This is a genomic window from Pseudomonas sp. LW8, assembly GCF_041956865.1.
Classification (GTDB): Bacteria; Pseudomonadota; Gammaproteobacteria; order Pseudomonadales; family Pseudomonadaceae; genus Aquipseudomonas; species Aquipseudomonas siliginis.
On record NZ_CP168138.1, the window covers coordinates 397,732 to 418,485 of the forward strand.

At 60.5% G+C, this 20,754-nt stretch carries 19 protein-coding genes; 18 read left to right on the plus strand and 1 reads right to left on the minus strand.

The window, feature by feature from the left end:
• The first annotated feature begins 17 nt into the window (after positions 1-17).
• The 18 genes from AB9L16_RS01955 (at position 18) to AB9L16_RS02040 (ending at position 20,122) form a co-directional block, all read left to right on the plus strand.
• Positions 18-143, plus strand: a complete 126-nt coding sequence (locus tag AB9L16_RS01955; protein WP_256584330.1) for a hypothetical protein — start codon at positions 18-20, stop codon at positions 141-143.
• Entirely contained in the window at positions 140-3,079 is a 2,940-nt protein-coding gene (gene glnE / locus AB9L16_RS01960; RefSeq protein WP_375123026.1) for a bifunctional [glutamate--ammonia ligase]-adenylyl-L-tyrosine phosphorylase/[glutamate--ammonia-ligase] adenylyltransferase, read from the plus strand. Before AB9L16_RS01955 ends, glnE begins: the two co-directional genes overlap by 4 nt.
• Positions 3,080-3,389: 310 nt before the next feature.
• Entirely contained in the window at positions 3,390-4,424 is a 1,035-nt protein-coding gene (gene waaF / locus AB9L16_RS01965) for a lipopolysaccharide heptosyltransferase II (protein ID WP_056787465.1), read from the plus strand.
• A gap of 1 nt (position 4,425) precedes the next feature.
• Complete coding sequence (rfaC, locus tag AB9L16_RS01970) at positions 4,426-5,487, plus strand: lipopolysaccharide heptosyltransferase RfaC (protein WP_252885200.1); 1,062 nt, start codon at positions 4,426-4,428, stop codon at positions 5,485-5,487.
• Positions 5,487-6,608, plus strand: coding sequence for a glycosyltransferase family 4 protein (locus tag AB9L16_RS01975; protein ID WP_041477621.1), 1,122 nt, complete (start codon positions 5,487-5,489; stop codon positions 6,606-6,608). The genes rfaC and AB9L16_RS01975 overlap by 1 nt, the downstream gene beginning before the upstream one ends.
• Positions 6,608-7,414, plus strand: coding sequence for a lipopolysaccharide core heptose(I) kinase RfaP (gene rfaP, locus AB9L16_RS01980; RefSeq protein ID WP_375123027.1), 807 nt, complete (start codon positions 6,608-6,610; stop codon positions 7,412-7,414). Before AB9L16_RS01975 ends, rfaP begins: the two co-directional genes overlap by 1 nt.
• Positions 7,414-8,148 (plus strand): lipopolysaccharide kinase InaA family protein, encoded by a 735-nt coding sequence (locus AB9L16_RS01985; RefSeq protein WP_041477623.1) that lies wholly within the window; start codon positions 7,414-7,416, stop codon positions 8,146-8,148. Before rfaP ends, AB9L16_RS01985 begins: the two co-directional genes overlap by 1 nt.
• Positions 8,145-8,897: a lipopolysaccharide kinase InaA family protein gene (locus tag AB9L16_RS01990; RefSeq protein WP_041477624.1), complete on the plus strand. Its 753-nt coding sequence runs from the start codon at positions 8,145-8,147 to the stop codon at positions 8,895-8,897. The genes AB9L16_RS01985 and AB9L16_RS01990 overlap by 4 nt, the downstream gene beginning before the upstream one ends.
• Positions 8,897-10,348, plus strand: a complete 1,452-nt coding sequence (locus AB9L16_RS01995) for a lipopolysaccharide kinase InaA family protein (RefSeq protein ID WP_375123028.1) — start codon at positions 8,897-8,899, stop codon at positions 10,346-10,348. Before AB9L16_RS01990 ends, AB9L16_RS01995 begins: the two co-directional genes overlap by 1 nt.
• A gap of 207 nt (positions 10,349-10,555) precedes the next feature.
• Positions 10,556-10,858 (plus strand): YceK/YidQ family lipoprotein, encoded by a 303-nt coding sequence (locus tag AB9L16_RS02000; protein ID WP_375123751.1) that lies wholly within the window; start codon positions 10,556-10,558, stop codon positions 10,856-10,858.
• Entirely contained in the window at positions 10,818-11,717 is a 900-nt protein-coding gene (locus tag AB9L16_RS02005) for a DUF3800 domain-containing protein (RefSeq protein WP_252879312.1), read from the plus strand. The genes AB9L16_RS02000 and AB9L16_RS02005 overlap by 41 nt, the downstream gene beginning before the upstream one ends.
• A gap of 225 nt (positions 11,718-11,942) precedes the next feature.
• A complete protein-coding gene (locus AB9L16_RS02010; RefSeq protein WP_024011327.1) occupies positions 11,943-13,700 on the plus strand; it encodes a carbamoyltransferase in 1,758 nt (585 codons plus the stop codon).
• Positions 13,684-14,814, plus strand: a complete 1,131-nt coding sequence (locus AB9L16_RS02015) for a glycosyltransferase (RefSeq protein ID WP_375123029.1) — start codon at positions 13,684-13,686, stop codon at positions 14,812-14,814. The genes AB9L16_RS02010 and AB9L16_RS02015 overlap by 17 nt, the downstream gene beginning before the upstream one ends.
• Positions 14,814-15,710: an antimicrobial resistance protein Mig-14 gene (locus AB9L16_RS02020; protein ID WP_252879313.1), complete on the plus strand. Its 897-nt coding sequence runs from the start codon at positions 14,814-14,816 to the stop codon at positions 15,708-15,710. Before AB9L16_RS02015 ends, AB9L16_RS02020 begins: the two co-directional genes overlap by 1 nt.
• A gap of 8 nt (positions 15,711-15,718) precedes the next feature.
• Positions 15,719-17,119: a PIG-L deacetylase family protein gene (locus AB9L16_RS02025; RefSeq protein ID WP_375123752.1), complete on the plus strand. Its 1,401-nt coding sequence runs from the start codon at positions 15,719-15,721 to the stop codon at positions 17,117-17,119.
• An 81-nt stretch (positions 17,120-17,200) separates the two neighbouring features.
• Positions 17,201-18,157 carry a glycosyltransferase gene (locus tag AB9L16_RS02030; protein WP_375123030.1) on the plus strand — a complete coding sequence of 319 codons (957 nt, stop codon included), beginning with the start codon at positions 17,201-17,203 and terminating at the stop codon, positions 18,155-18,157.
• A 54-nt stretch (positions 18,158-18,211) separates the two neighbouring features.
• On the plus strand, positions 18,212-18,973 hold the full coding sequence (locus AB9L16_RS02035; protein WP_056787489.1) for a hypothetical protein: 762 nt from the start codon (positions 18,212-18,214) through the stop codon (positions 18,971-18,973).
• Positions 18,974-19,027: 54 nt separating this feature from the next.
• A complete protein-coding gene (locus AB9L16_RS02040) occupies positions 19,028-20,122 on the plus strand; it encodes a glycosyltransferase family 4 protein (protein ID WP_375123031.1) in 1,095 nt (364 codons plus the stop codon).
• Here AB9L16_RS02040 and AB9L16_RS02045 read toward each other — a convergent pair.
• Positions 20,117-20,683, minus strand: a complete 567-nt coding sequence (locus AB9L16_RS02045; protein WP_224787295.1) for a lipopolysaccharide kinase InaA family protein — start codon at positions 20,681-20,683, stop codon at positions 20,117-20,119. The genes AB9L16_RS02040 and AB9L16_RS02045 overlap by 6 nt on opposite strands.
• Positions 20,684-20,754: the final 71 nt, after the last annotated feature.

A 20,754-nucleotide genomic window follows, 5' to 3' on the forward strand; every position in this document is an offset into this window, starting at 1 on the left:
AATAAGGTGAAAGTTTGATGCTGGATGCCAAAGAAGAAGAAATTTCAGCTATTTCTAACTTTTGTTCGACAGTCCTTCACGTAGCGGGTTTTCATCATTCACTACAAGCGGCCCTTATTACGCCGATCAAGGATAGACCATGACCCTGCCCGTGCTTGCCGAACTGCCCGCCATTCTCCTGCCGTTGGTCAGCCGATCCGAGCAGTCGTTCCGTACGTCCGTCGCCGCCCTTGAAGACGATCACGGCCTGTCGAACTGGACGTCGGAGCGCTGGGCGCAATTCGCCCGCGTCAGCGCCGCCAGCGAATTTGTCATTGAACAGAGCATTCGTGACCCTTTGATGTTGCTGTCGCTGGTGGCGTCCGGCGAACTTGATCGGGCGTTCGCGCCCGGCGAACTGTGCGCACAGATCGCCGCCGCCGTGAACTGCGCGCAGAGCGAAGACGAAGTCGGCCGCGCCTTGCGCCGTCAGCGTGCACGGCATCAGGTGCGGATCATCTGGCGCGACCTGACCCGTCAGGCCGATCTGGTGCAGACCTGCCGTGACCTCTCGGACATGGCCGACGCCACCATCGATCAGGCTTATCAATGGCTGTACAGCCGCCATTGCGAGCAATTCGGCACACCCACCGGCCGGCGCAGCGGTGAGCCGCAGCAGATGGTCATTCTCGGCATGGGCAAGCTCGGCGCGGTCGAGCTGAATCTGTCTTCCGACATCGACCTGATCTTCGCCTACCCCGAAGGCGGCGAAACCGTCGGCGTGAAACGCTCGCTGGATAATCAGGAATTCTTCATCCGCCTCGGCCAGCGTCTGATCAAGGCGCTCGACCCGATGACGGTCGACGGCTTCGTTTTCCGCGTCGACATGCGCCTGCGTCCATACGGATCGTCCGGTGCGCTGGTGCTCAGCTTCAACGCGCTGGAGCAGTATTACCAGGATCAGGGCCGCGACTGGGAACGCTACGCGATGATCAAGGCGCGGGTGGTGGCTGGCGATCAGGTTGCCGGCGCGCAGTTGCTCGATATGCTGCGGCCGTTCGTTTATCGGCGCTATCTGGACTTCTCGGCGATCGAAGCGCTGCGCACCATGAAGCAGCTGATCCAGCAGGAAGTGCGACGCAAGGGCATGGCCGACAACATCAAGCTCGGCTCCGGCGGCATCCGCGAGGTCGAGTTCATCGCTCAGGCCTTTCAATTGATCCACGGTGGCCGCGACCTGAGCCTGCAACAGCGTCCTCTATTAAAGGTGCTGAGCACGCTGGAAGGGCAAGGCTATCTGCCGCCGGCGGTGGTCAGTGAGTTACGCGAGGGTTACGAGTTTCTGCGTTACACCGAACATGCCATTCAAGCGATTGCCGACCGCCAGACGCAGATGCTGCCGGACAGCGCTCAGGATCAGGCGCGGATCGCCTTCATGCTGGGCTTCGCCGATTGGTCGGCGTTCCATGAACAACTGATGTACTGGCGCGGGCGCGTAGCCTGGCATTTCGCCCAGGTGATCGCCGATCCCGACGAAGAAGAGGGCGGCGAAAGCGAAGTGGTGGTCGGTGGTGAGTGGCTGCCACTCTGGGAGGAAGAACAGGACGAAGAGGCCGCGTGCCGACAGTTGCAGGAGGGCGGTTTCGTCGATGCCGGCAAAGCCCTGAAAGCGCTGGCCGGTTTGCGTGGCAGTCCGCAATTGCGCGCGATGCAGCGGCTGGGGCGCGAGCGTCTCGATGCTTTTATTCCTCGACTGCTCGCGCAAGCGGTGGAGCACGACAATCCCGATCTGGTGCTCGAGCGCGTGCTGCCACTGGTGGAAGCGGTGGCGCGGCGTTCGGCGTATCTGGTTTTGCTCACGGAAAACCCCGGCGCGCTGCGCCGCCTGCTGACCTTGTGTGCGGCGAGCCCTTGGATTGCCGAGCAGATCACGCGCTTCCCACTGCTGCTCGACGAATTGCTCAACGAGGGTCGGCTGTTCAAGCCGCCGCTGGCGCCGGAACTGGCGGCCGAGTTGCGCGAACGCCTGACGCGAATTCCCGAGGACGACCTCGAGCAGCAAATGGAAGCCCTGCGCCATTTCAAACTGGCGCACCGCTTGCGCGTCGCCGCCTCGGAAATCGCCGGCAGCCTGCCGTTGATGAAAGTCAGCGATTACCTGACCTGGCTGGCCGAAGCGATTCTCGAACAGGTGCTGGCCCTGGCCTGGCGGCAGACCGTGGCCAAGTACGGCACGCCGCTGCGCACCGACGGTACGCTGTGCGATCCCGGCTTCATCATTGTCGGTTATGGCAAAGTCGGCGGTATCGAATTGGGGCATGGTTCCGATCTGGATCTGGTGTTCATCCATGACGGCGATCCGCAGGCGGAAACCGACGGGCCGAAATCCATCGACGGCGCGCAGTTCTTCACGCGCCTGGGGCAGCGGATCATTCATCTGCTCACAGCGCAGACCAATTCCGGCCAGCTGTATGAAGTGGATATGCGTCTGCGGCCGTCCGGTGCTTCCGGGTTGCTGGTGAGTTCGCTCGGCGCGTTCGCCCGCTATCAGGAAAATGAAGCCTGGACGTGGGAGCATCAGGCCTTGGTGCGCGCGCGGGTGCTGGTGGGCAGTCAGGATGTTGGCCAGGCCTTCGAAAAAGTCCGTGCGCAAGTATTGGGCAAACCTAGGGATCTGGCCAAGCTGCAACAGGAAGTCAGCGAGATGCGCGCCAAGATGCGCGACAACCTCGGCACCCGCAGCACCGCAGCCGGCACGGCAGCGAATGCGTTCGACGCGGGCGTGCCGTTCGACCTCAAGCAGGACGCCGGAGGTATCGTCGATATTGAATTTATGGTGCAATACGCGGCCCTGGCGTGGTCGCACAGCCATCCGCCGCTGCTGCGCTGGACCGATAACATCCGCATTCTGGAAGAGCTGGAACACGAAGGGCTGATGCCCGCAGAAGATGCCAGTCTGTTGCGCGAGGCCTACAAAGCCTACCGCTCCGCCGCCCACCGGCAGGCCTTGCAGAAGGACGCCGGGGTAATACCGGGCGACCAGTTTGCCGACGAACGCCGGCAGGTTTTGCGGATATGGAAAGAGATGGGGCTAAGCTGAAAAAGCGCCAATGAAGACAATGAGATTCAAAAGGTGGGAGCGAGCCTGCTCGCGAACGCGGAGTGTCAGTCAACAGCAATGTTGAACGTGCCGGCCCCTTCGCGAGCAGGCTCGCTCCCACAGTGATCTGCGCTGAGCGCAGTAATGTGAACAGATGCAAAACAATGTAGGAGTGAGCCTGCTCGCGATAGTGGAGTGACAGTCGACAGTCATGTTGAAGGAAATGACCCATCGCCAGCAGCGCCGCTTCCACAATGATTATCGAGGCGGGGAGGCGTAAATGCCTCCCCGGTTCGTTTTTGGAAACCACATGAATATTCTGATCGTTGGGCCCAGTTGGGTCGGTGACATGGTGATGGCGCAGACACTGTTTCAGTGTCTCAAGCAGCGCCACCCGCAATGCGCAATCGACGTGCTGGCCCCCGAGTGGAGCCGGCCGATCCTTGAGCGCATGCCCGAGGTGCGCAAGGCCTTGAGCTTCCCGCTCGGCCATGGCGCGCTGGAACTGGCGACGCGTCGGCGCATCGGCAAATCCCTGCGCGGTCAGTACGATCAGGCGATCCTGCTGCCCAACTCGCTGAAGTCGGCGCTGGTGCCGTTTTTTGCCGGCATCCCGAAACGCACCGGTTGGCGCGGTGAATTCCGCTATGGCCTGCTCAACGACGTGCGTACCCTCGACAAAGAACGCTACCCGCTGATGATCGAGCGCTTCATGGCCTTGGCCTATGAAGCGAACGCCGAACTGCCGAAGCCGTACCCGCGCCCGAGTCTGCAAATCGACCCGGTGACCCGCGAGGCGGCACTGGCCAAGTTCGGCCTGAGCCTCGATCGCCCGGTCCTGGCCCTGTGCCCCGGCGCCGAGTTCGGCGAATCCAAGCGCTGGCCGTCCGAGCATTACGCCAAGGTCGCCGAAGCGCGCATCCGCGAAGGCTGGCAGGTGTGGCTGTTCGGCTCGAAAAACGATCACGCGGTCGGTGAAGATATCCGCGCACGTTTGATCCCGGGCCTGCGCGAAGAATCGGTCAACCTCAGCGGCGGCACCTCGCTGGCCGAGGCCATTGACCTGCTGTCCTGCGCCGATTCCGTTGTGTCCAATGACTCCGGCCTGATGCACGTCGCTGCGGCATTGAATCGTCCGCTGGTCGCGGTATACGGCTCGACCTCGCCGGGCTTCACCCCGCCGCTGGCTGAGCAGGTCGAGATCGTGCGCCTGGGCATCGAATGCAGCCCGTGCTTTGATCGCACTTGCCGGTTCGGCCATTACAACTGCCTGCGTCAGTTGATGCCGGAAGCGGTCAACGATGCCTTGCAGAAGTTGCAGGGCTCCGTGGTCGAGGTTCATTAACTTGCGGGTATTGTTGATCAAGACCTCATCGCTGGGCGACGTGATTCACGCGTTGCCGGCGCTGACCGATGCTGCACGCGCGATCCCGGGGATCAAGTTCGACTGGGTGGTGGAAGAGGGCTTCGCCGAGATTCCGAGCTGGCACCCGGCGGTCGATAAAGTGATTCCGGTGGCGATCCGCCGCTGGCGCAAGAATCTTTGGAAAACCATCACCAGCGGCGAGTGGAAACGCTTCAAGCAAAGCGTGCGCGCCAATAAATACGATCTGGTGATCGATGCCCAAGGCCTGCTGAAAAGTGCCTGGCTGACCCGCTACGTCAAAGCCCCGGTGGCCGGCCTCGATAAAACCTCGGCCCGCGAGCCGATGGCTGCGCGCTTCTACGATCGCAAGCTCGCCGTCGCCCGTGGTCAGCACGCCGTCGAACGCGTGCGCCAGTTGTTCGCCATTGCCTTGGGTTACGACCTGCCCAAAGGCCTCGGCGATTACGGCCTCAACGTTGAACGACTGGTCGAGTTGCCGCGCAAGAACGCCTACGTGGTGTTCCTCCACGGCACCACTTGGGACACCAAGCACTGGCCGGAAATCTACTGGCGCGAGCTGACCGAGCGGGTCGGCTACCTCGGCGTTGGCGTCAGGCTGCCATGGGGCAACCCTCAGGAAAAGGCCCGCGCCGAACGCATCGCTGCCGGCTTCAAACACGCCGAAGTGCTGCCGAAGCTCAATCTGGCCGGCGTCGGCAAAGTCCTCGCCGGCGCGCAAGCCTGCGTGGCGGTGGACACCGGGCTCGGCCATCTGGCCGCTGCGCTGGATGTGCCGACCATCTCGTTGTTCGGCCCGACCAACCCGGGCCTGACCGGCGCTTACGGCAAGCTGCAGATTCATCTGGCCAGCGACTTCCCGTGCGCGCCCTGCATGCAGAAAAAATGTACTTATCAACCGACCGAGCAGGATGCCCGTCAGTTTGACCTGAAACGCGAGCAGCCTTTGTGCTTCACGCGTGTGAACCCCGAGCGTGTCGCCAGCCGACTGAGCACGTTGTTAATGGCTGAGGAGCTGCGCTGATGCAATTGGCATTTGTCCTGTACAAATATTTCCCGTTCGGTGGCTTGCAGCGCGACTTCATGCGCATCGCTCTCGAATGCCAGAAGCGCGGCCATCAGATTCGCGTCTACACGCTGATCTGGGAAGGCGACGTGCCGCCGGGTTTCGAAGTGCTGGTGGCGCCGGTCAAAGCGTTCTTCAACCACCGTCGCAACGAAAAGCTCAGCGCGTGGATGGCAGCGGATCTGGCCAAGCGTCCGGTCGATCGCTTGATCGGCTTCAACAAGATGCCGGGCCTGGACGTCTACTACGCCGCCGACGGCTGCTTCGAAGACAAGGCGCAGAACCTGCGCAACTCGCTGTACCGCCGTTGGGGCCGCTATCGCCACTTCGCCGAGTATGAGCGCGCGGTGTTCGCCAAGGACGCGAAGACCGAAGTGCTGATGATTTCCGAAGTGCAGCAGCCGCTGTTCATCAAGTATTACGACACGCCGCTCGAGCGCTTCCACCTGCTGCCGCCGGGCATTGCCCAGGACCGTCGGCGGCCGGCGGATGCCGATGAGATTCGCGCCGGTTTCCGCGCTGAATTCAATCTCAAGGACGACGAGTTGCTGCTGGTGCAGATCGGCTCCGGCTTCAAGACCAAGGGGGTCGATCGCAGCCTCAAGGCGCTGGCCGCCCTGCCGGCCGAATTGCGCAAACGCACCCGGCTGTTTGTAATCGGCCAGGATGACCCCAAATTGTTCCAGATGCAGAGTGCGACGCTGGGCCTGGGCGACAATGTGACCTTCCTTAAAGGCCGCAGCGATATCCCGCGTTTCCTGCTCGGTGCCGACCTGTTGATTCACCCGGCCTACAACGAAAACACCGGCACCGTGCTGCTTGAAGCGCTGGTGGCCGGGTTGCCTGTACTGGTCAGTGCGGTCTGCGGTTACGCCCATTACATCGCCGAAGCCGATGCCGGGCGAGTGCTGGACGAGCCATTCGAGCAGGCGCAGCTGACCCGATACCTGACCGAGATGTTGAGCGACGACGCTGCACGGGCGGCCTGGAGCCGCAACGGTCTGGCCTTCGCCGAGACGGCCGACCTCTACAGCATGCCGCAGCACGCGGCGGATGTGATTCTGGCGGAGCACGCTTAATGAAGTTGATGCTGGCTGAACCGTTCAAAAGCCTTTGGGCCGGACGCGACCCGTTCGCCGAAGTCGAAGGCTTGCAGGGCGAGGTGTACCGCGAGCTGGAAGCGCGCCGGACATTGCGCACGGAAGTCGACGGCAACGGGTTTTTTGTGAAAATCCACCGTGGCATCGGCTGGGGCGAGATCTTCAAGAACCTGCTGACCGCCAAGCTGCCGGTGCTCGGCGCGGGTCAGGAGTGGAAAGCCATTCAGCGTCTGCAGGAAGCCGGCGTGCCGACCATGACTGCCGTCGCCTACGGCGAGAAAGGCAGCAACCCGGCGGATCAGCATTCGTTCATCGTCACCGAAGAACTCGCGCCGACCATCAGCCTCGAAGACTTCAGCATTGACTGGGTCAAGCAGCCGCCGCAGCCAACACTCAAGCGCGCGCTGATTGCTGAAGTCGCGCGGATGACCGGGATGATGCACCGCGCCGGGGTCAATCACCGCGACTGCTACATCTGCCATTTTCTGCTGCACACCGACAAACCGGTCACACCGCAGGATTTCAAACTCTCGGTGATTGACCTGCATCGAGCCCAGACCCGCGCAAAGATCACTCAGCGCTGGCGCAACAAGGATCTGGCGGCGCTGTACTTCTCCGCGCTGGACATCGGCCTGACCCGCCGCGACAAACTGCGTTTCCTCAAAGGCTATTTCCAGCAACCGCTGCGGCAGATTCTGGCGGAAGAAGCGCCATTGCTGAGCTGGCTGCAAGGCAAGGCCGACAAGCTCTACGAGCGTAAACAGCGTTACGGGGATGCGCTCTGATGGCGGGTTGGACACTTGAGCCGCAGTACGGCGAACTCGCCGAAGATTTCGGCAGCCTCGAAGCCGTATTTGCCTTGCAGGGCGAACGCCTGACCCGCGATCCGCTGTCGGAGGTGGTTCGGGTGCAGCGCGACGGCGTCAATTATTACGTCAAACGCTACGTCGGCGCCGGTAAAGGCCTGCGCCGTTACCTCGGCAAGCCGCGCGTAAAAATGGAATGGCAGAACCTCAAGCGCTTCGCCAAGTGGGGTATCCCCACTGCCGAGGTGGTGGCCTGGGGGCTGGAGCGGCGGGGCGCGGCCTACGATCGGGGCGCGATGATCACCCGTGAGCTGCCCAATACCGAAGACCTCTCGGCACTGGCCGAGCGCAAGGATCCCAGGCTCAAGGATCGCGCCTGGGTCGACGGTGTCAGCCAGCAATTGGCCGGTTACACCCGGACCATGCACGACCATCGGTTTACGCATAACGATTTGAAATGGCGCAACCTGCTGATCGACGATCAGGCGCGCATCTTCCTCATCGACTGCCCTAACGGCGAATTCTGGCGCGGCTTCTGGCTCAAGTACCGGATCACCAAGGACCTCGCCTGTCTCGACAAACTGGCCAAATATCACCTGTCCAACACCCAGCGCCTGCGCTTCTACAAGCAGTATCGCCAGTGTGATCGGCTCGATGTCGCCGACAAGAAGCGGATTCGCCACGTGGTGAGATTTTTTGAGGGGCGCGAATGACTGATTTTCTTGCCGAACAGGACCGCGCACTGCTGGAGCGCCACGGTCTCGGCAATTTCGATGCACTGTGGGCCAAACAGCTTGAAGCTGTGGATGAGCCCAACACTGCCGGTGGCGGCTGGAGCAGCGTGTTCCGTCTCGATCTTGAAGGCCAGGGCTATTACCTCAAGCGCCAGAGCAATTATCTGACCCGAACTTTGCAGGCACCGTTTGGCGAACCGAGCTTTGCCCGCGAATTTCGCAACATCAGCCGTTATCGCAAGCTGGGCATTCCGGCGTTGCAGGCGGCGTTTTTCGGTGAGCGCAAGGTCGCTGGGGAAGTACGCGCCATTCTGCTCACCCGTGCACTGGACGGCTGGAGCGACCTGGATTCGTTGCTGGCGCGCTGGACGCAGCTCAGTGCCGCTCAGCATTCGGCGATTCTCAAGGCTTGCGGGCTGCTGGCGCGGCGGCTGCACGGCGCGCGTCAGGTGCATGGCTGTTTCTATCCCAAACATATTTTCCTGCGCGCCACCGGCGACGGCTATGAGGCGCAGCTGATCGATCTGGAGAAAACCCGGCCGTTGCTGTTCGGCATGCGTGATCGGGTCAAGGATCTGGAACCGTTGCAACGGCGAGCGCCGCAATGGAGTGAGGCAGACTTGCGCCAGTTGCTCGCGGCTTATCTCGATCAGCCTACTGACAGCTCGCTGCTCGACAGCTGGCTGAGCCGACTGACAGCGCGGCGCAGCCACAAGGAGACCCGCTGATGCAATTGTCCGAGCTGGCCCGCTCCGGGCGCGCACCTTCACTGCCGCTTACCGTGACCCTGGCGGACGCCGCCGGTGCTGCGGATTTACAGTTGCTGAGCCTGCTGCGGGTGTTGCCCGGGCAGCGCTATGTTGGCGCCGGCGTCTGGCGCGGTCGGCCGGTATTAGCCAAATTGCTGGTAGGCAGCAAGGCCGCCCGGCATTTTCAGCGGGAGCTGGACGGTGTGCGCCTTCTCGCGGCACAAGGCCTGATCACGCCGCTGCTGTTGGCCGATGGACTGAAAGACGGTGAGGGTGGCTGGCTGCTCTTCGAATTCCTCGAGGGCGCCGAGAGCCTCGGTGATGCCTGGGCCGAGGTCGAGTCTCTGCCGGCACTGGCCGATGAGCAGACCGCCGTTCTGGCCGAAGCGCTTGACGCTATCGGTCGGATGCATGGCAAAGGACTCTGGCAGGAGGATCTGCACCTGGACAATCTGCTGCGTCACGGCGGTCAGTTGTACCTGATCGATGGCGCCGGAGTTCGTGCGGAAGCGGCGGGGCAGCCACTGTCCCGACAAAAAGTGCTGGAAAACCTCGGGGTGTTTTTCGCTCAGCTTCCGAAGTCACTCGAGCCGTTCACCGAAGAGTTGCTGGTCTATTACCTGTTGAGCAACAGCGAACATGCTTTGCCGCTGGAGGCTCTGCAGAAACAGATCGACAAGATGCGCAGTTGGCGGCTCAGGGACTACCTGAACAAGGTCGGCCGTGAATGCACGCTGTTTGCCGTGGAGCGCGGTGCATTTGCCCTGCGCGCCGTTCGCCGTGAAGAAGCAGCGGCCATGCTGCCGGTGCTTGATCAGGCCGACGCCTTGCTTGATCGGGGGCATCTGTACAAGACCGGCGGCGCGGCCAGCGTCGGCAGAGTCGAGGTGGCCGGGCGAGCTCTGGTTATCAAGCGCTACAACATCAAGAATTTCGCCCATTGGCTCAAACGCTTCTGGCGCCCGAGCCGGGCCTGGCATTCGTGGCGTGAAGGCAATCGCCTGGCGTTCCTGGGCATCGCCACGCCGAAACCGCTGGCGGTACTGGAAAAGCGTTTTTTGTGGCTGCGCCGCAGTGCCTATCTGGTCACCGAATACCTGCCCGGGCCGGACATCATCGAGCGCTTTGCGCCGTACGTGGAAAATGGCCAGGCGCCGGAAGCCGAGTTGCTGGCGCTTGATCAGCTGTTTGCCCGATTGATCGCCGAGCGCATCAGTCATGGCGACTTCAAAGGCCACAATCTGTTCTGGCAGACGGATCGCTGGGCGCTGATCGATCTCGACTCCATGTGTCAGCACTCATCGGTCGGCAGTTTTGCCCCGGCTTACGCCCGCGATCGCGCGCGGTTCATGCGCAACTGGCCTGAAAGCAGCGCGTTGTATCGAGTCATTGATCAGCGGTTGCCGAAAGAAGTCTCCAGCGCAGGGTGATTCCTTCTCACGAGCAGACTCGTTCTTGCAATGGACCTGGTCCACTGCGAAACGGAGTCTGTGGGCAGTAGCGGACAAAATACAGCGATCTGTCCTACAACTTCTCCAGAAGCCATGAACTGTGCCCTGCTCGGGCTCGATGCTAATTTGCCTGACGATCTCGGAGGGCGAATCTTGAGCATAAAAAAAATTCTGACGCTGGGCGTAATGTCTGCAGTTCTCTCAGGCTGTGGCAGTGTCTCGACCGTTTTGCAGGGCGACGCCGATGCTGCCCGTGACCTGCGCAAAAAGAAGACCTACTGCCAATCGATTCCGCGCATCTACAGTGGTCTGGCCTTCGATTTTTGCACGCTGAATGCGCCGCCTGATCCTACGGGTATGCTGGCGCCCTTTGTGTTGCTCGATCTTCCGCTGTCCGCCGTGTTCGATACCGTTTCCTTGCCCTATACGATTTACCGGCAAATCGAGGATGGCAATCTCAGTATCTATTGGCGCCCGAATCGCGGGTGACGTTGTGCAGTTTTCTCGTTTTGAAAATCGGGGCGAGGTGCGCGAGGTTCTTGAAGGCGTAAAGCCTCAGCACGCCGACGCGAGATACAGTGATTTCGTCATTTATGTTGATGAAAGCGGTGATCACGGAATGCAGCGGTTGGACCCTTACTATCCGATTTTCGTACTCGCCTTTTGTGTGTTTCATAAGCGCCACTATTGCGAAAAGGTCATCCCAGCGGTTCAGAAGTTCAAGTTCAATCACATGGGACATGATCTGATCGGGCTGCATGAGCTTGAGATTAGGAAAGAAAAAGGCGCTTTCTCTAATTTGTTTACCTCAAAGGCGCATAAGCATGCGTTTCTTGCCGAATTGACCGGCATCATTGAGGCCAGCAATTTTGTTTTGATCAGCTGTGTTATCGATAAGGCTCCACTCTGCGAGAGGCAGGGTTCTCTAGAGAATCCGTATCATCTGGCGCTCGGCTTCTGTCTTGAAACTCTGTACGATTTTTTATCTGAGAAGGGTCAGCACCGCGCATCAACGCATGTGATTTTTGAACGCCGAGGAAAGCGGGAAGATAACGAGTTGGAGCTGGAATTTCGCAGAATGTGCGGTGGTGCCAATCGAATGGGCGTGCAACTGCCGTTCGAAATAGTCTTCGCCACAAAGCAGGTCAATTCCACCGGCTTACAGCTGGCTGATCTTGTTGCGAGACCCATTGGTATGAGTGTTTTGAGAGCGGGTCAGGAAAATCGCGCTTTCGAGGTGCTCAAACGCAAGTTTTATTGCAGCGGTGGGCGCATAAACGCTGGAGAAGGTTTCGAAAATTGGGGCTTGAAGATTTTCCCGCCTCCAAAAAGCGAAAAGCCCCGGTGATCTCACCGAGGCATTAGCGCCGACCGGGATCCCCCAGTCCATTTGAGTTGGAGTCTATTGCGACGTCCAAAGGCTGTCAACGTGGCGACTGCCTGTTCCTGCTAGAGGCTTGCGGGCGCTTTTACGCTATAATCCCGCCCTTTAGCTGCCGCTCGCCCTGTGCGAGGGCACATCAATTTTCAAGGCGCATCGCGCCTGCATGCAGACTAAAGAGGCTAGACCCCTGTGGCATTGACGATTCTTGGCCTGTCCGGCGCCCTTAGCCATGATCCTTCCGCAGCCTTGTACATCGACGGCAAGCTGGTCGCGGCGGCTGAGGAAGAGCGCTTCGTACGCGATAAACATGCAAAGAACCGCATGCCCTACGAATCGGCGAAATTCTGCCTCGAGCAGGCCGGTATCAAACCTTCCGACGTTGACGTGGTGGCGATTCCATTCGCCCCGATCAGCCTGTTCGGCAAGGCCCGCTGGCACTACGCCAAGCGCTACTGGTACGCCCCGGATCGTGCTCTCGATGCGATCCTGATGGGCAACCGTCGCTACAAGCGCTATCGCAACAAGATCGTCTGGTGCCTCGAGCAACTGGGCTTTGATCCGAAGAAAATCAAGATCGAGCCGGTCGAGCATCACCTGGCACACGCCTCCAGTGCTTATCACTGCTCCGGTTTCAAGGAAAAAACCGCAATCCTCGGCATCGACGGTAAAGGCGAATACGCCACGACCTTCTTCGGTTACGGCGAAAACGGCAAGATCCACAAGATCAAGGAATTCTTCGACCCGGACTCCCTCGGTGGTCTGTACGGTGCGATCACCGAATTCCTCGGTTTCGAGATGCTCGACGGCGAGTTCAAGGTCATGGGCATGGCGCCATACGGCGATGCCAGCAAGTACGATTTCTCGCGTCTGGCCTCGTTCGAAAATGGCGAGCTGGTGATCAACACCGACTACGCCAACGTGATCGGCCTGCGTCGCTATAAAGAGAAGGGCAAGGGTTTCTACTTCTCGCCGAAGCTGATCGAGTGGCTGGGTCCGAAGCGCGAAGGCGACATTGCCGACGAGCCGTACATCCACTACGCCGCGAGCATGCAAGCACTGTTCGAGAAGCTCGCGTTGCAGATGATCGACCACTATCTGGGCGACGTGCTCAAGGAAACCGGCAAACTGGCTTTCGCTGGTGGCTGTGCGTTGAACGTCAAGCTGAACCAGAAAATCATCGCTCGCGACGACATCAAAGAGCTGTTCGTACAGCCTGCGTCCGGCGATGCCGGCACCGCAGTCGGCGCTGCCGCTTACGTGTCGCACGCCCGTGGCGTACCGGTCGAGAAGATGGAACACGTCTACCTCGGCCCGTCGTACAGCAACGAGGACGTGATTGCCGCGTGTGCCCGGCACGAGAACAAGCCGACCTGGCGCAAGCTCGACAACATGCCGGAGCAGATCGCCCAGATCATGGTCGATGGCAACCCGGTCGCCTGGTTCCAGGGCCGTATGGAATTCGGTCCGCGCGCGTTGGGTGGTCGTTCGATCATCGGTTGCCCGAGCGTGGCCGGTGTCGCCGACCGCATCAACCATCAGATCAAGTTCCGCGAGCGCTGGAGGCCTTTCTGCCCGTCGATGCTCGACACAGTCGCTCCACAGATGATCAAGATCGATCACCCGGCGCCGTTCATGACCTTCACCTTCGAAGTCGCCGAAGAATGGAAAACCCGCGTGCCGGAAGTCGTCCATGAGGACGGTACTTCCCGTGCCCAGGTACTCAAGCGCGAATACAACCCGCGCTACTACGACATGATGAAGGCGCTGGAAAACCTCACCGGTAACGGCGTGTCGCTGAACACTTCGCTCAACCGTCGTGGCGAACCGATGATCTGCTCGCCGACCGACGCGCTGAACATGTTTTTCGGCTCGGATCTGCAGTACCTGATCATGGAAGACATTCTGGTGGTCAAAGAGGGCGCCAACGCTTATGACTCGCTCGGCTGAACGCCATGTGCTGCAGTTCTGTCACGGCTATGACGGGCCGTTCCTGGACTGCGCGCGGCAGTACGCCAGCCTGTTTGCCGGCACCGGCTATCGGGTGACCACGGTGTTTCTGACCGGGGCCGCCGATAGCGAGGTGGCCGCAGCGTGTGCTTCCGATGAAGTGTTGTTCATGGAGTACAGCTCCAAGGCCATTCGTGGCCTGAAACTGGGGGCTATCGGCGATCTGCGCAAGATCGTCGCCTCACGCAATTTCAGTCTTTGCATCGCCCATCGCTTCAAGCCGATCTATATCGCCTTGCTCGGCACATCGCTGCCGGTCATTGGTGTGCACCACGCGTTCGGCGATTACCAGCGTGGGACGCGCAAGTTGTTCGCGCATATTTTCCGCCAGCGCCTGAGCCTTCTCGGCGTGTCGGATGCAGTGCGTGACGACATGCGACGCTGCCTGCCGAAATGGCCGGCAAGCCGAATCCAGACGTTGTACAACCGCATCGATGTGCCTGCACTGCAAGCCCGTCAGGTACCTTCCGAAGAAGCGCGGCAGATCCTCGGGCTGTCGCCGGATGCCTGGATTGTCGGTAACGTCGGCCGCCTGCACCCGGACAAGGATCAGGCCACGTTGCTGCGCGGGTTTGCCCAGGCGCTGCCAGGCCTGCCGGACCACAGTCAGCTGGTCATTCTCGGCAGCGGTCGCCTGGAGCAGGATCTCAAGGCGCTGGCCCGTGAGCTGGGCATTGCCGACCGAGTGCTGTTTCTCGGTCAGGTGCCCGATGCGCGCAATTATTTCCGCGCCTTCGATGTGTTCGCCTTGAGCTCCGATCATGAACCGTTCGGCATGGTCTTGCTGGAGGCCATGGCCGCCGGCTTACCGTTGCTGGCCACCGCGTGCGGCGGGGCGAAGGAAGTGGTGGAGGGTGTGGGCATCCTGTTTCCATTGGGCGATGCCGAATATCTGGCTCAGGGGCTGCAACATCTGGCCGCGATGGATGAGCCGCAGCGTCGTCAATGTGCGCAGATGATGCTCGAGCGACTGCATGAGCGTTTCTCCGACCGTGCGGTGCGCGAGACCTTCTGGCGCCTGCCGCCAGTTACCGATCTGGCAACGAGGGGCTGATGCTCAACCGATTTCAAGGCTGGCGCGAACGTGGCTGGTCGCCCGTTGACGCCTCGACCTACGCCACTGCCTGGCAACGTTATGGCGGCAGTGTCGCGACACATCCGCTGGTCATCGAGCGCCTGGCGGACCTGGCCGGGATCCCGGTGCGTTATCTGGCCTGGCAGCAGCAGGGCGAGGTTAAAGCCGCCATCGCTACCTGGGGGCGCGACCTGGCTCTGTCCAAGGACGTGCTCAAACGCAACGGCAAGAAAGGCCTGTTCGACCTCGGCAATGCCGAGCTGATCCTGCCAGCCGCCGTCGATGCTCAGGCACCGCTGCGGCATCGGGCGCGCTATCTGTCGGCACTCAACGAAGGCCGTTTCAGTGGCCTGAAGTTGCAGGCTGAGCAACTGGCCATGGCCCGCACGCCGGAAGAGTTGTCGAAAAAGTTTCGCTATAACCAGCGTCGAGAGCTGCGTCTGCTGGAAGAAGCGGGCGGTGTGGTGCGAGCGGTCAGCGAGTTTTCCAGCGTTGAGCTGGCCGCGATGTACTGCGATCTGTTTCAGCGCCGCTGGGGCTTTCCGGCGACCGGCGCGGCGCGCATGGCCGAGGTCATCGAGTTGCTGCGCGAGTTGCTGATCGGCTCGGTCATTTTCCTCAACGATGCGCCGATTGCGATTCAATTGGTCTACCGCGTTGAGGCGGCAGAATGGATCAGTGTCGAATACGTGAATGGCGGCGTGGATCCCGAAACCCGCGAGTTCAGCCCCGGCAGCGTGCTGAGCTTTCTCAATACGCAAAGCGCCTGGGAACACGCACGGGCACTCGGCAAGCCGTTGCGTTTTTCGTTCGGTCGCGCTGACCGTGAATACAAGGACCGCTGGTGCAACCCTGTGCCGGTGTTCACCGTATGAGTCAGACCATGAGCCGCAAACAGCAATTGCTCAGACGCCATCGACGCAACAAGCGCGTGGCTGTGTTGGTCGCGCTGGCCGCCATCATCGCGCTGAGCGTACTGGTTGCCTGGTGGCTGGCGCCGGTGTTGCTGGTTGGCGGCTGGATCGCCCATGAGGCGTGGTTTGCCGATCATCTGTTCTACGCGCCCGGCGACGATTACCAATACAGCTTCCCGGCGTATACGCCGCAGCCTAAGGTGCATCTGAGCGGCGAGCAACTGCGTCTGGATGAAGGGGTGATGCTGGCTGACGAAGCCGTGCTGATTCTGGCTGTACAGGTCAAAAGCACTTGGCTGGGACGTTTTCTTGATCCTTTCATCGAGTTGTCGGGCGGCGCCAATCCTGACGTGCAAACCTTTGAACGCGGTGTCGGCGGCCTGCGCTATCTGAACCTGAGCGGTCAGGCGCAAGCGTTGTCCGAAGGAGTATTGCGTCTGCGCGGCCGTTTCTGTCGAGTGTCGGGCGAGCCGGTACTGTGGGCGCTGGAACACGCTGATTATCGTCGCCAGCGGGTCATGGTCATTGCCCCTCACGCCGACGATGCGGAGCTGGCGGCGTTCGGGTTGTACAGTCAGGCCGATGAAGCCTGGATCGTCACCCTGACCGCTGGCGAAATCGAGGCCGAACATTATCAGCAGATGGGCATGGGCAAGGTCGACGCCGCGCGGCTGAAGGGACGCTTGCGCGCCTGGGACAGCCTCACCGTACCGCAATGGGCCGGTGTCCCCCAGGAACGCTGCGTGCAGTTGGGCTATTTCTGCCTGCAACTGGCCGCGATGCGGGACAAGCCGGAGCAACCGGTGGGTTCGCGCGAAGCGGATTTGAGCGATACCCGTCTGTTCCGTCAATTCAATCGGTTTGTTCTGCCAAATGACGCCGATGGCGCGCCGACCTGGAACAATCTGCTGGCTGATCTGCGCGAAACAATGCTGCGCGCGCGTCCGGACGTTATCGTGCTGCCGCATCCGACGCTGGACCCGCACCCCGACCACATCTGTGCGCAGCAGGCTGTACTTGAAGTGTTGGGGGGGCTGGACTGGCAGCCGACGCTGCTCGGTTATGCCAACCATCTGCACGATAACGACCGGTGGCCGATGGGCAATAGTGGCGATGGCGTGGCGCTGCCGCCAGCCTTTGATGCTGGCGTGCCGGTGCAGCCTGTATGCCTGACGTTGTCCGTGGATCAGCAGCGTGACAAGGCAATGGCCCTGGGCATGATGCATGACCTGCAGCCGCCCGCGCCGTTCAAGCGTCGCTTGCGTCGAAGCCTGCAGCGATTGCTGGCTGGGCGCGCCGGTTCGCCTTATGGCGAAAACGAATTTTTCCGCAAGGCGGTTCGGCGACACGAACTGTTCTGGCGTTTGTAGCGACACAGGCGCCCGCGCAAGACTGTCTTGCAGGCGGGCATGTTCAGGTTTGCTCGGGTTGCTGTTGCGGCAAGGAAGACAATGAAAGTTCTATTTCTGGTGCAGAAAGATCAGCGGGCCATCCTCGATCGCTTGTATGAGGGTGTCGCCGCCCATTGTGATTGCGACCTGCGCTGGTTGAGCGGCGAGGAGCAGCGCAATCTGCGGCGATATTTCCGCCGCGAAGTCGACGTTTCCCGCTATGACCGCATCGTATTTTTCCTGCGCTTCAAGCAGGAGATCCGGCAGGTCGGGTTTATCCGCACCATCCCCAATCTGGTGATTCTGGAGCACGATGCCTATCAGAATTACATCCCCTGCAAGTACACCGGCAAGTTCAGTGCGCACTATCGGCGTTTGCCGTGGGCACGGGTGATCAGTTCCGGTTTCGTGGTGGCCGAGCGCCTGCGCTCGGAGGGCTTCGACGCCGTGTTCGTGCCCAAGGGCTACGATCAGACGCAATTGCAGGACCAGGGGCGCGAGCGGGATATCGAACTCGCCTTCGTCGGCAGCACCAACAGTGTGGCCTACAGTGGCCGCAAGGCGCTGCTGGATGAACTGGGCCAGGTCGAGCCGCTGCTGGTGACGCGGACCAAGTCCGGGGCTGAATACCTGGAAACGCTCAACCGTATCCGTTTTTTTGTCAGCGCGGACGTGGGCATGGGCGAGTTCATGATCAAGAACTTCGAAGCCATGGCTTGCGGCTGCGTCCTGCTGGCCTATGATCAAGGCGCCGCCGAAGCTGCGGCGCTGGGTTTGCAGGACATGCACAACGTGGTGTTCTATCAGACGATCGCGCAGTTGCAGGAAAAGCTGGCCACGCTGCGCGAGGATCCGCAACTGGCGCAACGCATCGCTGACAACGGTCGCGAGCTGGCGGTGGAGCAGTTCAGCTTCGCGCGGATCGGTCAGCGCATCGTTGAAGAGCTTGAGCCGTCGTTGCGTGAGCGGGCGCCGCTGAGTCTGCTGGAAAAAATCCGCCTGAAAGTGGGCATTTGACAAGTGTCATATAGCCAGTGATATTGCTGGCGACTTCTGATTAACGAGATATCGGTGCAATTTTCCAAAGAAAGCCAGATTACATTGGTGGTTACCAGCTGCGGTCGACTCGATCTGCTCAAGGCCACTCTCGATAGCTTCGACCGGTACAACACGGCACCCATTCGTGAAGTGTTCATCACCGAAGATGCCGGCGACGAAGGCGTTGCCGGGATTCTGCCTGCCCACTGGAAAGAACATTGCACGGTTTTCGTCAATCGTCCGAAGCTGGGCCAGTTGGCATCGATCGACCTGGCCTACGGACACGTCAGCACCCCCTACATTTTTCATTGCGAAGATGACTGGGAGTTCTATCGTCCGGGGTTCGTCGAAGACTCGATGACCATTCTGCAAGCGCGGCCGGAAATTCTGCAGATCTGGTTGCGCAGCTATAATCACGATCTGCGTGTTCACAGCCCATACATCCACTTGGGCGCGCGCGAGATTGTCGATGGCGTCGCCTGTTATCCGCTGATTTCCGACAAGCCGGAGTGGCAAGGGTTCTCGCTGAACCCGGGGTTGCGCCGACTCGAGGATTATCGGTTGTGTGCGCCTTTCGCCGGACACGGTGGCGAGAAGGCCTTGTCACAGCGCTACTCGCAACTGAACAGGGAGGCCTTGATACTCGAGGCAGACGCGGTCATGCACACCGGTTTTGGTTTGCATGTGCAAACGGATGTCGAGCGTGAACGCAAAGCGCGCCGCAATCGCCGCGAGCAGATTAAATTTGCCTTGTTTCTGTTGCTGGGAGTCTGCATTGGCTGGTTCATCAACTGAGTTCGAGTACGCCGCAGCTTGTCCCCGCAAATCCGTGCAACGGCTTTCTGCCCTATGAATATTCTCAATATCATGTGGGCCGGTGGCGCTCCGTTCGCATCAATTCACAAAGTGCACCAGCAAATACTCTCTCAGGCTGCGCCGTCGGCGGTGGTCAAAACCTGGCTCCTCCAGGGGCAGGGAGCCGAGTGCGGCGTGGATGTCGGTGAGGTCCGGGAGTGGCAGTTATCGTCAGCGCGCCTGAAGGGCCGGCATTTCTGGCGTTTTGCCAAACCCGTGATGCGGGCGAGGTTTCGCCAGGCGCTCGTGGACAGTGACGCTCGATTGCTGCTGCTGGACGGCATGGGCGTTGCCCGCACGTTATTGCCGGTCCTCAAGAAGCTGCCGTATATCCGCGCGGTAGTGATTTTCCACGGTTCGGCGCGATTGAATGCCGGCGACCAGGCTCTATTCCAGGCAATCCCTGCGTCCCAGCTGAAACTGGTTGCCGTTTCCAGCACTCTCGCCGATTCACTGGCCCGCGATCTGCAGATGCCTGTCACCCCGTTGCGAAGTGCGTTCGATCCGGAAGCGTTTCGTGCTGACCTGTTCACCCGCGAGCAAGCCCGGACACGGTTGGGGTTGCCGCAAGGCGATACGCCGGTATTGGGCGCGGTAGGGCGGCTGGTCTCCGAGAAGGGGTTCGGTTATTTGCTGGATGCCTTTGCCGCAGCACTCGACAGCCGCCCGGACTTGCGCCTGGTCATTATCGGCGAAGGCTCCAAACGCGCGGCGCTGGAGCAGCGCATCGACGCGCTTGGCTTGCACGACAAGGTCTTGCTGACCGGGCATCTGAACGAAGCAGCGCAGCTTTATCGTGCGTTCGACTGGGTTGCGATCCCTTCGCTGGAAGAGGGCCTCGGTCTGGTCATGCAGGAAGCGGTGATGGCCGGCGTACCGGTGTTGTGCAGCGATCTGGAGGTGTTCAGCGAACAACTGGGCAGCGCTGGCTGGTATGCCCCGGTCAATGACACAAAGGCCTGGTCCGAGACCATCGACCGCGCCTTCGGTGCCTCATCTCAAGCGATCAATGCCGAGCAGTACCGGATGCTTTCACCGGACGAGGCCTGGGCGAACTTCAGCCAGGCTGCCCGCGCATTGTTTTCATGACGACAAGACCGCGCGCTCAAGTGCCTGCATCGGAAAGCTGTCGTTCAGCTTTTCGCGCGCAATATAGCGTGCGAAGTGTTGCAGGTTGCGTTTGATCAAGCGCTTTGGCAACGGTCCGCGGGTGAAGCGCATGTCGGCGACATCGATCAGGCCCATGCGGTTGTCTGGTGTGACCACGATGTTGCCAAGATGCAGGGAGCGGAAATAGATGCCCGAGCGGTGCAGGCTGCGTATCAGCTCGGCCAGATCCGGCAATGCCTGAGTCCAGTTGAAACCTTGTTTTGCGGCGATCTGGCGCAGCGTTTGCCCTGGCAGAGGCTCATACAGCACGGCGGTCATGCCTGGTTTCTCAAGGCGAAAGAACTGGAGGATCTGCAGCGTCGGTACGCCGAGTTTGTGCAGCTCGACGGCGTTGTCGATGAATCGCTTCGAGTAGGGGCGAAACAAGGCGGATGAAAAAAACCTTTTGCGACGAAACAGTTTGAGAATTTTCCCATCCTGCAGCAGGTAGACTTTCGGCCCATAGCTGTCCGCTTCCAGAACTTTGGCGGCGTCGATCATTTGGTCTAGAGCGGCTTGTGAGAGCCGGGAGCATCGCATCGTAGGAAGCCTTGTCGAAAGTGCGGGGTGTA